Annotated in this window: 16 protein-coding genes, 2 tRNA genes and 2 rRNA genes (1 of these 20 running past the window's edge); 6 read left to right on the forward strand and 14 right to left on the reverse strand. The window is 48.5% G+C overall.

Going from position 1 to position 13,130, the window contains the following annotated elements:
• Positions 1-6: 6 nt before the first annotated feature.
• Genes tatC through ACN9MT_RS14390 form a run of 3 tightly spaced genes read right to left on the reverse strand, consistent with a single transcriptional unit; the run spans position 7 to position 1,650 of the window.
• The gene (gene tatC, locus ACN9MT_RS14380) at positions 7-786 is read right to left on the reverse strand and encodes a twin-arginine translocase subunit TatC (protein WP_035410816.1); all 780 of its coding nucleotides are present in this window, start codon (positions 784-786) and stop codon (positions 7-9) included.
• Positions 787-793: 7 nt separating this feature from the next.
• Positions 794-991, reverse strand: a complete 198-nt coding sequence (locus ACN9MT_RS14385) for a twin-arginine translocase TatA/TatE family subunit (RefSeq protein ID WP_029342825.1) — start codon at positions 989-991, stop codon at positions 794-796.
• Positions 991-1,650, reverse strand: coding sequence for a redox-sensing transcriptional repressor Rex (locus ACN9MT_RS14390; RefSeq protein ID WP_023469604.1), 660 nt, complete (start codon positions 1,648-1,650; stop codon positions 991-993). The genes ACN9MT_RS14385 and ACN9MT_RS14390 overlap by 1 nt, the downstream gene beginning before the upstream one ends.
• Positions 1,651-1,817: 167 nt before the next feature.
• On the opposite strand from ACN9MT_RS14390, the gene ACN9MT_RS14395 reads away from it, so the two are divergent.
• Both ACN9MT_RS14395 and ACN9MT_RS14400 read left to right on the forward strand, forming a co-directional pair.
• Positions 1,818-3,719: an ATP-binding cassette domain-containing protein gene (locus tag ACN9MT_RS14395; RefSeq protein WP_035410903.1), complete on the forward strand. Its 1,902-nt coding sequence runs from the start codon at positions 1,818-1,820 to the stop codon at positions 3,717-3,719.
• Positions 3,719-4,141: a hypothetical protein gene (locus ACN9MT_RS14400; protein WP_426272474.1), complete on the forward strand. Its 423-nt coding sequence runs from the start codon at positions 3,719-3,721 to the stop codon at positions 4,139-4,141. Before ACN9MT_RS14395 ends, ACN9MT_RS14400 begins: the two co-directional genes overlap by 1 nt.
• A 145-nt stretch (positions 4,142-4,286) precedes the next feature.
• Here the strand turns inward: ACN9MT_RS14400 and ACN9MT_RS14405 are convergent, their stop codons facing one another.
• Together ACN9MT_RS14405 and ACN9MT_RS14410 are read right to left on the reverse strand one after the other, a co-directional pair.
• Entirely contained in the window at positions 4,287-4,880 is a 594-nt protein-coding gene (locus ACN9MT_RS14405; protein WP_035410823.1) for a flavin reductase family protein, read from the reverse strand.
• A gap of 19 nt (positions 4,881-4,899) precedes the next feature.
• Entirely contained in the window at positions 4,900-5,298 is a 399-nt protein-coding gene (locus ACN9MT_RS14410) for a DoxX family protein (protein WP_426272475.1), read from the reverse strand.
• 183 nt (positions 5,299-5,481) lie between these two features.
• On the opposite strand from ACN9MT_RS14410, the gene ACN9MT_RS14415 reads away from it, so the two are divergent.
• The 3 genes from ACN9MT_RS14415 (at position 5,482) to ACN9MT_RS14425 (ending at position 7,093) form a co-directional block, all read left to right on the forward strand.
• On the forward strand, positions 5,482-5,802 hold the full coding sequence (locus tag ACN9MT_RS14415; protein ID WP_214852009.1) for a winged helix-turn-helix transcriptional regulator: 321 nt from the start codon (positions 5,482-5,484) through the stop codon (positions 5,800-5,802).
• 106 nt (positions 5,803-5,908) lie between these two features.
• The gene (locus ACN9MT_RS14420; protein WP_426272476.1) at positions 5,909-6,364 is read left to right on the forward strand and encodes a flavodoxin; all 456 of its coding nucleotides are present in this window, start codon (positions 5,909-5,911) and stop codon (positions 6,362-6,364) included.
• Positions 6,365-6,433: 69 nt separating this feature from the next.
• A complete protein-coding gene (locus ACN9MT_RS14425; RefSeq protein WP_035410831.1) occupies positions 6,434-7,093 on the forward strand; it encodes a haloacid dehalogenase type II in 660 nt (219 codons plus the stop codon).
• Between the two features lie 46 nt (positions 7,094-7,139).
• Here the strand turns inward: ACN9MT_RS14425 and ACN9MT_RS14430 are convergent, their stop codons facing one another.
• The 7 genes from ACN9MT_RS14430 to ACN9MT_RS14460 form a co-directional block, all read right to left on the reverse strand.
• Positions 7,140-7,709, reverse strand: coding sequence for a hypothetical protein (locus tag ACN9MT_RS14430; protein ID WP_290757012.1), 570 nt, complete (start codon positions 7,707-7,709; stop codon positions 7,140-7,142).
• A 28-nt stretch (positions 7,710-7,737) separates the two neighbouring features.
• Positions 7,738-8,745 (reverse strand): tRNA (adenosine(37)-N6)-threonylcarbamoyltransferase complex transferase subunit TsaD, encoded by a 1,008-nt coding sequence (gene tsaD / locus ACN9MT_RS14435; RefSeq protein WP_035410838.1) that lies wholly within the window; start codon positions 8,743-8,745, stop codon positions 7,738-7,740.
• Positions 8,742-9,176 (reverse strand): ribosomal protein S18-alanine N-acetyltransferase, encoded by a 435-nt coding sequence (gene rimI, locus ACN9MT_RS14440; protein ID WP_035410841.1) that lies wholly within the window; start codon positions 9,174-9,176, stop codon positions 8,742-8,744. Before rimI ends, tsaD begins: the two co-directional genes overlap by 4 nt.
• 13 nt (positions 9,177-9,189) lie before the next feature.
• Complete coding sequence (tsaB, locus tag ACN9MT_RS14445; RefSeq protein ID WP_426272477.1) at positions 9,190-9,843, reverse strand: tRNA (adenosine(37)-N6)-threonylcarbamoyltransferase complex dimerization subunit type 1 TsaB; 654 nt, start codon at positions 9,841-9,843, stop codon at positions 9,190-9,192.
• Positions 9,840-10,289, reverse strand: a complete 450-nt coding sequence (gene tsaE, locus ACN9MT_RS14450) for a tRNA (adenosine(37)-N6)-threonylcarbamoyltransferase complex ATPase subunit type 1 TsaE (protein ID WP_035410846.1) — start codon at positions 10,287-10,289, stop codon at positions 9,840-9,842. The genes tsaB and tsaE overlap by 4 nt, the downstream gene beginning before the upstream one ends.
• 119 nt (positions 10,290-10,408) lie before the next feature.
• Positions 10,409-10,485, reverse strand: a tRNA-Met gene (locus ACN9MT_RS14455).
• 34 nt (positions 10,486-10,519) lie between these two features.
• A tRNA-Met gene (locus ACN9MT_RS14460) sits at positions 10,520-10,596 on the reverse strand.
• Between the two features lie 129 nt (positions 10,597-10,725).
• On the opposite strand from ACN9MT_RS14460, the gene ACN9MT_RS14465 reads away from it, so the two are divergent.
• Complete coding sequence (locus tag ACN9MT_RS14465) at positions 10,726-11,202, forward strand: NUDIX hydrolase (RefSeq protein WP_426272478.1); 477 nt, start codon at positions 10,726-10,728, stop codon at positions 11,200-11,202.
• Between the two features lie 117 nt (positions 11,203-11,319).
• Here ACN9MT_RS14465 and rrf read toward each other — a convergent pair.
• Positions 11,320-11,435 (reverse strand): 5S ribosomal RNA (gene rrf, locus ACN9MT_RS14470).
• Positions 11,436-11,482: 47 nt separating this feature from the next.
• Positions 11,483-13,130, reverse strand: a 23S ribosomal RNA gene (locus ACN9MT_RS14475); it runs 1,266 nt beyond the window's last position.

Genomic DNA, 13,130 nt, shown 5'->3' on the forward strand with positions numbered 1-13,130 from the left:
CACGATTCATTTATTCAATTCACGCATCAAATCCGCCTGTCGTTCAAGCTCTGCCTGTTGCTCGAGGATCAAGACCTTTTTATACGTCCGCGCAGAAATCAAGATACTGATTTCATAGAGAACGAACAACGGCACTGAGATCATCAAGTGTGACGTCACGTCCGGCGGTGCGATCAATGCCGCAACGACGAACAGCGCGAAATACGCATATTTCCGATTCTTTCGCATGAAATATGGCGTCACAAGACCAAGACGTGTCAGGAACATCGTCACGACCGGCAATTGGAAGAGAAGACCAAACGGCATCGTCAACCGGATCAAGAAACTGAAGTAGTTTTCGACCCCGATGACTTGCTCGATCCCCAATTCTTTCCCGAGATCCGTTGAGACTTCAAGCAAGAAAGGAAGCAACCAGAAATACGAGAAGGCTACACCAGCCAAAAATAGAAAGAAGATGACTGGAATATATGTCAGTGTTGCTTTTTGTTCCTTTTCATAAAGCCCTGGTCGGACGAATGCCCACAGTTGATACATCCAGAACGGTGACGCTAAAATCAGCGCGATGATGAACGCAAGATTCAAATACAACATTAAAGGATCGGCGACGTTGAAGGCATTTAATCCGATACCGAGCTCTTTTAAGTCTGCTTGCAGAAAACGGACGAGCGGTCGGACGAGCGGAAATGCGACAGCGAACAGGACGACGACAATGAGGAGCGACCAGACAATCCGCTTACGCAGTTCGTCTAGGTGCGACGTCATGCTTTGTTCTTGATCAACCGTCATGATTCAATCACTTCTCTTTCGGTTCGTCCTTTTTATCGTCGTCCATGATGCCGTTCGTGGCATTTTTGAACTCTTTCAATGTTTGACCGGCAGCACGACCGAATTCCGGTAACTTCTTCGGTCCGAAGATGATCAACGCGACGACAGCAATTAATCCGATACTCGCAGGTCCGATACCTAACGTGAGCGGGATAAGGTTTTCCATTATGATTTCACTCCTTCAGCTGATTGCGAATAATGCTTCATGAAATAAACTAACGACTGCAACTCGATCGATAAATCGATGTGATGAACCCGAACGCTCGCTGGCACGTTCAACCGTGCAGGCGTGAAGTTCAGAATGCCTGTCACACCATACTCGACTAACTCATCCGCTACTGACTGTGCGAACTGGGATGGAACCGTCAAGATGGCGACATCGACCTGATTCGCTTCGATTTGTTCTTTCATGTCCGAAACATGATAGATTGGAACGTCATGCGTCGTTGTTCCGACCTTCTCTTCGTCCGCATCAAACGCAACGACTATCCGAGTACTATTATTCTTTAAAAAGTTATAATTTGCAAACGCTGTTCCGAGATGACCGACCCCGATTAAGGCGACATTCGTCACCTCATCTTGATTCAAGGTTTTCCGGAAAAACGTTAAGAGATGTTGAACGTTATATCCATACCCCTTCTTCCCTAGTGCCCCAAAGTAGGAAAAGTCGCGACGAATCGTTGCTGAATCAACCTTCACCGCCTCGCTTAACTCAGCAGAAGAGACGCGGAGCTTACCTGAATTGTATAAACTTTGGATGAAACGATAATATAGCGGCAACCGTTTTGCTGTCGCTTGTGGAATTTTTGTGTCTGGTCCATTCATCCTGCAGTTCCCCCTTCGGCCACATCCATCGTGGCACCCAAATCTTTGCAAAAAGCTTTCTACTCTCCTTGATTGTAAACCACTTCACATAGAGTCACAAATAATATATTCCGCAGGACCTCGCGCTTTTGTTCGTGATAGACTAAAGGGTGGAAGGATGGATGGAAATGATACTCTTACAAGTCAACCAACTCTCGAAATCATTCGGCGTCGAGCCGATTTTAGAAAATATCAAATTGGAAGTACAAGAGCGCGACCGGATTGCGCTCGTCGGTCGCAATGGTGCCGGTAAATCAACCTTGCTCAAAATCATCGCTGGTGAACTCAGTCATGACTCGGGCGATATCATGAAAGGTAAAGATGTCAAAATCGGCTATCTCGCGCAAGACAGTGGTCTCGAATCGAATGAGACGATCTGGAACGAGATGCTGACCGTCTTTGAACATCTGCAAGAACAAGAACGGACACTGCGCCGGATGGAAATCGAGATGGGCATGGAGCACATCTTGAACGACCCGGTCGCTTACGATCGACTTCTGAAGACGTACGATCAAGCACAACATGACTTCTCAGAAGCAGGTGGTTATCAGTTTGAAGCGAATATCCGCTCCGTCCTGCACGGCATGCGCTTTTATCCAGACGATTACTCACGCCGGATCCAGACATTGTCCGGGGGTCAACGGACACGGCTCGCCTTAGCGAAGATGCTCCTGCAAGCACCAGAGCTTCTCATTCTCGATGAGCCGACAAACCACCTGGATATCGATACGCTTGCTTGGCTTGAAAGTTACCTCGGTGGTTATCGTGGTGCCGTTCTGATCGTCTCGCACGATCGGTACTTCCTCGATCAAGTCGTCAATGTCGTCTATGAGCTCTCTCGTAATGTCTGTCGTAAGTTCACGGGGAACTATACGAAGTACCTCGAGCAAAAAGCGGCATTGTACGATCAAGAAATGAAACAGTTCGAACAGCAGCAAGAAGAAATCGCAAAGATGCAGGACTTCATTCAACGAAACATCGCTCGGGCGACGACGACAAAGCGTGCTCAAAGCGTTCGAAAACGGCTCGAGAAGGTCGACCGGCTCGATCGACCAGATGGAGATGAACGCAGTACGGTCCTCTCCTTCCCAATCGAAAAACAGAGCGGGAATGACGTTCTTCAAGTCAATCAATTGGCAATCGGTTACGAAGAAGCTGTCTCAAAAGACATCACGTTCCGCTTGCAACGCGGCGAATCACTGGCACTCGTCGGACCGAACGGAATCGGGAAGTCGACGCTCTTAAAAGTCCTCGTCGGTCGTTTACGTCCTCTCTTCGGTGATTTCCGTTTCGGCACCGGCGTCTCGATCGGGTATTACGATCAAGAGCAAGCGGAACTCAATGACCGGAACCGTGTCATCGATGAGATTTGGAACGAATGGCCACTGATGCGCGAACAAGAAGTCCGTTCTGTGCTCGGACAATTCCTGTTCAGCGGCGACGATGTCTTCAAAATCGTTCATGAATTGTCTGGTGGCGAACGCGGACGTCTCGCGCTCGCAAAACTGAAACTCCGGAAGACGAACGTCCTCATCCTTGACGAGCCAACGAACCACTTGGATCTTGATTCGAAGATGGTCCTTGAGAACGCCCTCGTCGACTATGAAGGTACGCTACTCTTCGTCTCCCATGACCGCTACTTCATCGATCGGATCGCGACACGCGTCATCGAGATGAGTGAAGCTGGTGTGACAGAATACCTCGGCGATTATTCGTACTACACAGAGAAGAAGGCCGAACAAGAAGAAATCGCTCGCCTTGAAGCCGAAGAGGCAAAAGCGGCAAAAGTCACAGCATCGAAGACGATCGACAAAGAAGCACAGAAAGAAGAAAAAAAACGCCGTCAGCAAATCGAACAACTCGAACAAGATATTGAACGGCTCGAACAGCGTTCAGCGGAAATCGAACAGTTGCTTTGCGAACCGGAAGTCTTTAATGATATTCCAAAAGCGACAGCGTTATCTGCGGAACGGGACCAGATCGATGTCGATCTACTCGAATTGATGGAACGATGGGAGAACCAACACTGATGCGGACGAAAAGCTTTTTCATTAACTTGATTCAAGGACTGCTATCCGGCATCCTTTATTTCGTACCAATGTATGCGGACTACGTGTCGACCTTCATCCGGCCGGATGCCTTTAATGCTGCGCTTCCTTTGTTTCTCCTGATTTCTTGTATGATTGGTCTCGTCATCCAGACATGGAGCGGTCTTTTCGTCAGTTTACTCTCGGGATTATGCTGTACGCTCCTGACGACACAACTATTCGTCGAACTCAGTGATCCATTGATCATATCCTATTATGGTAGCGTCACTCCATTGACCGCCTTTTTGATCAGTTGTGTCGGGGTTTGGGCGCTGGCAATCATTTTTTATTTGCTCGATGGTTATCAGTATAGTAAACGTCACGGTCTCGAAGGTTCTTCGAACGAAATCGATTCACAACCTTGAAGTCCGATCGATGAACTAGATGCGCGATATGAAAAAAGGAGTGGAGATTCCGGTAGCTAGACCGGTCTCTCCACTCCTTTTTATTTGAATCGAAACGTTCGTCGTCAACATGGATCGTACAGTGAATCAAGCATTCACACTACTATCATTTTGTCGGTCGGGCAATCGTAAACGTCTTCCCGATCGTCGCATAATCATTCCCTGCTAAACGAGCGACAGCCTTCAATCCTGCTGCGTCAATCCGGAACGACTCTACGAGTTCATCCGCGACGTGATAGCGCAGTACTTCCCCGATCAAAAGATCGGCACCTTCTAGCTCGACATGTTGCGTTAAGCGCATCTCGAACCGGATTTTCGCTTCCGCGATTCCGGGCACGTCGATTGCGTCGCTATCGACGAGCGTTAAATCCGTCCGTTCGAGTTCACTTTCACCGTAAGCGAGTGGCGCAGCCGTCTCATTGACAGCGTCGACGATTTCTTCACTGACGATATGGATGACATAGCTTTGTTTTGCTAGGATATTACGTGCCGTATCCTTTTGTCCCTGATCCGTCCGTTGTACGGCAATCACCAGTTGTGGCGGACTACTTGATGCGACTGTAAAGAAGGAAAAGGGGGCGGCGTTGACCGTCCCGTCTTCCCCTAGCGTCGTCACGAAGGCAATCGGACGCGGAATGATGCTTCCGATCAGTAATTTATAATTGTCTTTTGCGCTAAGCGTTGATGCCTCGAACTTCATGAATGACCCACCTTTTTCCTCACCCGATGAGTGCAGCGAGTGAATAGTCTCCAGCACCAATCATCGCCACTCCAAGGGCGATAACGATCAATGCCATGTTGTATTCGTACCCGTTCTGCGTCACCCAGTAACCATTCGCACCGTGTACTTTAACGATCGCGACAAGCATCGAACCGATGATGAGGATTGCAGCGATCCAGAGGAATACACCGCCTGAAAACAATAATCCACCGATTAATTCAGCAAGACCCGCTGTAATTGCGAGTGCTTTCCCTGGCTTCATGCCGATTGATTCGAACCAACCGCCTGTTCCAGCGATGCCGTGTCCACCAAACCAACCAAATAATTTTTGTGTACCGTGTGCAGCAAATGTTAAACCGATGATTAAACGAATGATTAAAAGTCCTGTATCCATCATTTCTCTTTTCTCCTTTTACCTAATGTTTTTAAGTTACTTTAAGTAACTCGATAAACAGACTATATCTTATCACTTACTAAAAGTAAATAGATTTGTTTTAGTTCTTTTTGTTACATTAAGTAAAATGATTCGATTTTTTTAGCAGAAGCGGGTATACTACAACTATAGAAAGGATGAGTGCTGATGGAAGAAGTCGCAATCCAAACGGCTCTTTGTCCCAAAGTCGAACATGCCTTTGAAATCTTAGGTAAGAAATGGACAGGTCTGATTTTACGTCACTTGTTGACGAAGACATGTCGTTTCAATGAGATTCAAGATGCCATCCCCGAATTATCAGGTCGCATGCTCACGGAACGTATGAAGGAGCTCGAAGCGGAAGGCATCGTCATCCGGACTGTCATTCCCGATCGTCCGATTAAGATTCAATACAGTTTGACCGACAAAGGGCGTCAACTCGAACCGGTCATTCGTTCCATTGAGGAATGGGCCGAACTACAAGACTAATGTATGAAAAAGCATCTTCTTCGGAAGGTGTTTTTTTATATGATCTTTTGACATTGATAATCATTATCAATTAAAGTAAGGAAGTACAGCGAAAGGAGGAACATGCATGCAGATTGCAATTGGATTCGTCAGCATGTCCGGTAATACGGAAGATATCGTCTCAATCATTCAACGTGAGCTCGAGCAACACGATGTCAACGTAACGATTACAGAACTGGATCAATTCGTCGGGGAGGATCTATCACGTTTTGATGGTCTATTACTCGGCTCATATACATGGGGAGACGGTGATTTACCGTATGAAGCAGAAGATTTCATCGAGGAGCTACGGGAACAATTTTTAGACGGGATACCGGCTGCTGCTTTTGGCTCGGGTGATCTTGATTATCCGAAGTACTGCGCAGCCGTTGATTTGATTGAAGACGCATTAAAAGAAGCTGGGGCGACCATCGTCACGGATGGCTTGAAGATTGAGTTTGATCCGAACACACCGGAGAAACAAGCCGCTTGTCGCGCGTTCGCACAGACGTTTCATCGCTTTTTGCAGCAGGTGCATTCATAAGTATCGTTTGAATCCGTCATGTAAGGGAATTCTTAAAACAGACTCTATGAAAGTGAGATGAATGTTTTTATGACGATTCAAGCACTCGTCTTTGACGTCTACGGTACATTATTCGATGTCCATTCCGTCAAAGAGCAAGCAGAGGAGCTGTATCCGGGACACGGAGAAGCGATCAGTAAACGCTGGCGAGAGAAACAACTGGAGTACTCTTTCCTCCGACAATTAAACGGACAATATGTGCCGTTCAGCCAAGTGACACAAGATGCCCTCCGCTATACGTTACTCGAACTGAAGCTCCATGTGACCGAGGAACAAATCACGACTTTAATGGAGACATACCTGACACTTGATGTGTATCCAGAAGTTAGCTCTGTTCTCGAGACGATGGCGCATAAGCGTTTGGTCGTCTTCTCGAATGGTTCCCATGATATGCTCGATCCGTTGATCGAACAGTCAGGTTTAGCCGATCGGTTCGAACATCTCGTCAGTGTTGATGACATCAAACACTATAAACCAGCACCTGCTTCTTATATGCATGCGTTGAACACACTCGGTTTAAAACGCGAGGAGATCCTCTTCATGTCCTCAAACGGTTGGGACATCACCGGGGCAAAGAGTTTCGGCTTCAAAACGGCATGGATCAATCGAAACGGACTTCCGGTCGAAGAATTAAATCTTGATCCGGATCGCATCTATGATGACTTGACCGGTATCACTGAATGGCAATGAACGAACAACAGCGGACTCCTTTTTAGGAATCCGCTGTTTTAATGGATTAGTAATTGGAAAGACGTGAGTAGCCCTTCTTGAATAGATCGAGTTTCAGCCCGCCCTCTTTTTCGATGAAAAAGAGGTATTCGTTTTGATCCGTGTCTTTATAAAAGACCTTAAATAACGTCACAGTCCGTTTTTTATTGTTTTCAACAGCTGTCACCTCGTGCTTCGAGATCACTTCTGCTTGGACTTGTTCCGCATCCATCTTTTGAATCATCGGTTCGAATGACTTCTTCTCTTGATCCGTCACTGGTGTTCCGGGAGCAATCATGAAATAATCATCACTCGCCTTGTTCGTTAAACCGTACTTCCGATCGACGATGACGACGTTACTGAGCTTCCCATTGATTGTCTGATCAAAAGCGTACAACTTTTGAATCCGGGTTTTTTCCCCTTCTGCTCGTCCGATTTCGTAAAGTGGACGTTGTTTCGTGTTCGTCTCGACCGCTTTCTTATCGGGTACGAGTTCTTCCTTATAGGCGACTTGGTATGCGTTGACGATTTCTCGGACCTGAAGTCCGATCGCGACGATGACCAGTACCGCTAACAATGCGATGATGACTTTTTTCATTCCATTTCCCCCAAGTTGTTCGGATTCCTTACTTTAAATCTAGCCCAGGTTCTGCGTTCATGGCAAGTGTCGAATAGCGTAACGCGCGATATGGATGAATCGCAGCCGCTCCGATCATCGCCGCATTGTCTCCACACAAGTGCATCGGCGGAATGACGAGATCGATTCCTTCCTTCGCACACGCTGCTTCGAGACCGTTACGTAATCCTTTGTTGGCGGCGACACCACCAGCAAGCAGCAGTTGGCGTCCCCCTTTATCCTTCACGGCACGGATCGCCTTCGTCACGAGGACTTCGACGACGCTCGCTTGGAAACTCGCAGCTAAATCTTCCGGGATGATCACTTCTCCCCGTTGCTCAGCGTTATGCACGGCATTGATGACCGCTGACTTTAAACCGCTGAAGCTAAAGTCATATGAGTCCTTCTCGAGCCAGACGCGTGGAAAATGGAACGTATCCTGACCGGTTTGTGCCAACTGATCGATTCGTGGACCACCTGGATACGGTAACTTCAATGTTCGAGCGACTTTATCATAGGCTTCCCCTGCTGCATCATCTCGTGTTTCACCGATGACTTCATATACACCGTCTTCTGGCATGTAAATCAGTTCCGTATGCCCACCTGATGCAATCAAACAGACGAGCGGGAATTCAAGCTCTTGCACGAGACGATTCGCGTAGATATGACCTGCGATATGATGAACACCGATCAATGGTTTATTGTGCGCAAAAGCAAGTGTCTTTGCCGCACTGACACCAACGAGTAATGCCCCGACCAGTCCAGGACCTTCCGTGACAGCGATCGCATCGATATCGTCGATCGTGACGTTTGCTTCCGTCAACGCATCATCGATGACGTATGTGATTCGTTCGACATGATGTCGTGATGCCACTTCAGGCACGACTCCACCGAATCGTTTATGACTTTCAATTTGAGACGAGACGACATTCGATAAGACGTTGGTTCCTCCACGAACGACGGCAGCCGCCGTTTCGTCGCAGCTCGATTCGATTGCTAGAATCAATGGTTGTGTCATAAGTCTTCTCCCTCCAGCTCCAGCCAATAGATGGCAGCATCTTCATTGTTGTCCTGATAATATCGTTTTCGGATACCAACATAGTGAAATCCGAGTTTTTCATATAAGGTTCGCGCCGGTGTGTTCGAGACACGTACTTCAAGTGTCATCGCTCGTAAATCGAGTGCACGACCGACCGCGATCAATGCCGTTAGCAAGTCTTCCCCAAGTCCTTGTCCACGGTGCGACTGCTTGACGGCAATATTCGTAATATGTCCTTCATCCGCAATATGCCACAGACCAGCAAACCCGACGATACCATCTTGATCGGCAACGACATAATAGGCATTCGGATTTTGTGTCATTTCTGCTTCGAAAGCATCCAGTGTCCACGGTGTCGCAAACGATTCGAGTTCGACGGCGTGAACACCTGCAGCATCGTTTACGGTCATGCGACGAATCCCCTTACTCATGACGCTGTGCCTCGATCCATTTCGCTTCTGCTTCAGCCAGACGCAGGTAACGTGGCTCAAACGCATGCGCTTCGACTGTCTGGCGTGTTGCACCGAGTAAGGCGAGCACTCCGGCACGCGGCGTCCGAAACGCAGGAGCCGCCTTTTCAAATGGTTGAAGAAGTTCTTCAAATGTATCGACGTCTCCTGTGACGAGCGTATCTGGCGCTAACGTCTTCACAAAAGAGGCGATTTCGACATGTTGTTCTTCACCGATTCGTTGCCCAGCGTCGTATACTCCGACAAAACCTGATCCGCGTCGTGCATCTTGAATCGCTGCAACACGTCCCGTATGACCTGTCGAAGCCGCCATCAACTCAAGTGTCGAGATGGCAACTAGTTCGATACCGAGTGTATACGCGAGCGTCTTCGCTGTCGTCGCTCCAATCCGTAATCCCGTATAAGAACCAGGACCGTCAGCAACGACGACACGTGTCAGTTGAGCCGGTGTCCATTTTGCTTCCACCATCAAGCGCTCAAGCAACGGCATGAGTTTTGTCGCATGATTCAAAGACGTGACGTAAGAAGCTTCTGCTATGATCTGTTTTCCGTCTGAAAGAGCGACCGATAATTGTTTCGTCGATGTATCAATAGCTACGATTTTCATGATCTCAATCCCTCACATAATGTAATGTATCGTTCTCCGATCGGTGTCAGCTCAAAACGGCGGCTATCGTCACCCGTTCGTGTAATCGTGATTGCCAACCGTTCCGGTGGAAGGCTGTCCGCAATCAATTCAGACCACTCGACGACGGCGACGCCTTCACCATTCAAATATTCTTCAAGTCCGATATCATCACCGGAACCTTCCAGGCGATAAACATCCATATGATAGAGAGGGAGACGTCCCGTATAGACTTTCATGATCGTAAAGGTAGGGCTGTTGACATGACGCGTCACACCTAATCCTTTCGCAAAGCTTTGAGTAAAGGTCGTTTTCCCAGCACCTAAATCTCCGTCAAGCGTAATGACCATCCCTGCTTCAGCACGTCGTCCAAGTTCAAGAGCTAAGGCAGTCGTTTCTTCCAAGCTGTTCATTTCCAGTTCTATCATACGATGTCTCCTCCTTTAATACGCACTGTTCGTCCTTCTCTATTGTACCGGACGAAAAAGGCAAAAAAAAATACGAAACGCTGAACGTTTCGTAGTAAAGTTGAAGTTAAGTTTAAAATTGGTTGCGGGGGCCGGATTTGAACCGACGACCTTTGGGTTATGAGCCCAACGAGCTACCAGACTGCTCCACCCCGCGACGATAAACGTTTCGGATTTGATTATTTAAAAATTGGTTGCGGGGGCCGGATTTGAACCGACGACCTTTGGGTTATGAGCCCAACGAGCTACCAGACTGCTCCACCCCGCGATGATATAACGTTTCGACAGATATTAATATAACATGTGTCTTTTAAATTGGCAAGTCTTTTTGTCTCATTTCTTTTTACTAACTGTCATAATGAATATTCTTCTATACTGATACGAAAGGAGTGAGCAGATGGGATACTTATTAGATTTACGAAAAATCGTAGGAAATCGACCGTTGATCAGCGTAGGCGCGACCGTACTCGTCATGAATCCACAATTTGAACTGCTGTTTCAATATCGTTCGGATACCCACAGTTGGGGGCTCCCCGGTGGTTCGATGGAACCGGGTGAGACACTTGAAGAAGTCGCGATGCGTGAGTTGCAGGAAGAAACCGGACTTCAAGCACAAAGCGTTCAACTGCTAGACGTCTTTTCTGGTCCTGATTACTTCTTCCGTTATCCAAATGGTGACCAAACCTACAGTGTGATTCATCTCTTTCAAGCAAAAGACGTATCCGGTACATTACAAATGACAGATGGAGAGAGTCTCGACTTACAATATTTCTCCTTAAATCAATTACCAGCACCTCTTGAAGCGCGTGCTGCAGCGCTATTACGTCAAATCAAGTCTCGCCTTCTTGACACAACACCTTCTTTTTATTTTTAATCTAGATGCTTGTCTTAAAACTGACTTGATGACGGATTGACGTTCACTTGTCAGTTTTTCTATTTCTTTCGGGTCTACACACAAAAAACCGACCTGCAATCTGCAGATCGGTCAAGTGCCTGGCAACGTCCTATCCTCACAGGGGGAAGCCCCCAACTACTTTCGGCGTTCAAGTGCTTAACTTCCGTGTTCGGCATGGGAACGGGTGTGACCACTTGGCTATCGTCACCAGACGATCGGGCTCGCGCCCTCAAAACTGAAGTCATCAACAAGCATCTGCTAGAACAAGGCCTCGACCGATTAGTATCACTCAGCTCCACATGTCGCCATGCTTCCACCCGTGACCTATCTACCTCATCGTCTCTGAGGGGTCTTTCTTGATTACTCAAAGGGAAATCTCATCTTGGAGGGGGCTTCATGCTTAGATGCTTTCAGCATTTATCCCGTCCGCACGTAGCTACCCAGCGATGCTCCTGGCGGAACAACTGGTACACCAGCGGTGCGTCCATCCCGGTCCTCTCGTACTAAGGACAGCTCTCCTCAAATTTCCTGCGCCCACGACGGATAGGGACCGAACTGTCTCACGACGTTCTGAACCCAGCTCGCGTACCGCTTTAATGGGCGAACAGCCCAACCCTTGGGACCTACTCCAGCCCCAGGATGCGATGAGCCGACATCGAGGTGCCAAACCTCCCCGTCGATGTGGACTCTTGGGGGAGATCAGCCTGTTATCCCCAGGGTAGCTTTTATCCGTTGAGCGATGGCCCTTCCATGCGGAACCACCGGATCACTAAGCCCGACTTTCGTCCCTGCTCGACTTGTAGGTCTCGCAGTCAAGCTCCCTTCTGCCTTTGCGCTCTACGAATGATTTCCAACCATTCTGAGGGAACCTTTGGGCGCCTCCGTTACTGTTTAGGAGGCGACCGCCCCAGTCAAACTACCCGCCTGACACGGTCCTCCAGCCGGATGACGGCTGCGAGTTAGAGACTCTATGCATGAAGGGCGGTATCCCAAGGGTGACTCCTCCGAAGCTGGCGCTCCGGGCTCGACGTCTCCCGCCTATCCTGTACATCATGCACAAAGCCTCAATATCAGGCTGTAGTAAAGCTCCATGGGGTCTTTCCGTCCTGTCGCGGGTAACCTGCATCTTCACAGGTACTATGATTTCACCGGGTCTCTCGTTGAGACAGTGCCCAAATCGTTACGCCTTTCGTGCGGGTCGGAACTTACCCGACAAGGAATTTCGCTACCTTAGGACCGTTATAGTTACGGCCGCCGTTTACTGGGGCTTCGGTTCAAAGCTTCGCTTGCGCTAACCCATCCCCTTAACCTTCCAGCACCGGGCAGGCGTCAGCCCCTATACGTCATCTTGCGATTTAGCAGAGACCTGTGTTTTTGCTAAACAGTCGTTTGGGCCTATTCACTGCGGCTCTACATGTGTAGAGCGTCCCTTCTCCCGAAGTTACGGGACCATTTTGCCGAGTTCCTTAACGAGAGTTATCCCGCGCGTCTTAGAATTCTCATCTCGCCTACCTGTGTCGGTTTACGGTACTGGCGCCTTCCCCCTCACTAGAGGCTTTTCTTGGCAGTGTGAAATCGTGACCTACGTCCCTACGGGACTCCGCATCGTTCCTTGACTGTAATGCCTGACGGATTTGCCAATCAGACGGTCTTGAAACTTGCACATGCACTTCCATCCGCATGCGTCACTATCCTCCTGCGTCCCCCCATTGTTCAAACGGTGGATCGGCGGTACAGGAATATCAACCTGTTATCCATCGCCTACGCCTTTCGGCCTCGGCTTAGGTCCAGACTAACCCTGAGCGGACGAGCCTTCCTCAGGAAACCTTGGGCTTTCGACGGAGGGGATTCTCACCCCTCTTTTCGCTACTCACACCGGCATTCTCACTTCCAAACGCTCCACTGCT

This window comes from Exiguobacterium sp. R-17 (assembly GCF_049913315.1).
Taxonomy (GTDB): Bacteria; Bacillota; Bacilli; order Exiguobacteriales; family Exiguobacteriaceae; genus Exiguobacterium_A.

Coding starts and splice junctions, on each gene's coding strand:
- tatC (WP_035410816.1), bottom strand. CDS start 786: ATGACGGTTGATCAAGAACAAAGCATGACGTCGCACCTAGACGAACTG.
- ACN9MT_RS14385 (WP_029342825.1), bottom strand. CDS start 991: ATGGAAAACCTTATCCCGCTCACGTTAGGTATCGGACCTGCGAGTATC.
- ACN9MT_RS14390 (WP_023469604.1), bottom strand. CDS start 1,650: ATGAATGGACCAGACACAAAAATTCCACAAGCGACAGCAAAACGGTTG.
- ACN9MT_RS14395 (WP_035410903.1), top strand. CDS start 1,818: ATGATACTCTTACAAGTCAACCAACTCTCGAAATCATTCGGCGTCGAG.
- ACN9MT_RS14400 (WP_426272474.1), top strand. CDS start 3,719: ATGCGGACGAAAAGCTTTTTCATTAACTTGATTCAAGGACTGCTATCC.
- ACN9MT_RS14405 (WP_035410823.1), bottom strand. CDS start 4,880: ATGAAGTTCGAGGCATCAACGCTTAGCGCAAAAGACAATTATAAATTA.
- ACN9MT_RS14410 (WP_426272475.1), bottom strand. CDS start 5,298: ATGATGGATACAGGACTTTTAATCATTCGTTTAATCATCGGTTTAACA.
- ACN9MT_RS14415 (WP_214852009.1), top strand. CDS start 5,482: ATGGAAGAAGTCGCAATCCAAACGGCTCTTTGTCCCAAAGTCGAACAT.
- ACN9MT_RS14420 (WP_426272476.1), top strand. CDS start 5,909: ATGCAGATTGCAATTGGATTCGTCAGCATGTCCGGTAATACGGAAGAT.
- ACN9MT_RS14425 (WP_035410831.1), top strand. CDS start 6,434: ATGACGATTCAAGCACTCGTCTTTGACGTCTACGGTACATTATTCGAT.
- ACN9MT_RS14430 (WP_290757012.1), bottom strand. CDS start 7,709: ATGAAAAAAGTCATCATCGCATTGTTAGCGGTACTGGTCATCGTCGCG.
- tsaD (WP_035410838.1), bottom strand. CDS start 8,745: ATGACACAACCATTGATTCTAGCAATCGAATCGAGCTGCGACGAAACG.
- rimI (WP_035410841.1), bottom strand. CDS start 9,176: ATGACCGTAAACGATGCTGCAGGTGTTCACGCCGTCGAACTCGAATCG.
- tsaB (WP_426272477.1), bottom strand. CDS start 9,843: ATGAAAATCGTAGCTATTGATACATCGACGAAACAATTATCGGTCGCT.
- tsaE (WP_035410846.1), bottom strand. CDS start 10,289: ATGATAGAACTGGAAATGAACAGCTTGGAAGAAACGACTGCCTTAGCT.
- ACN9MT_RS14465 (WP_426272478.1), top strand. CDS start 10,726: ATGGGATACTTATTAGATTTACGAAAAATCGTAGGAAATCGACCGTTG.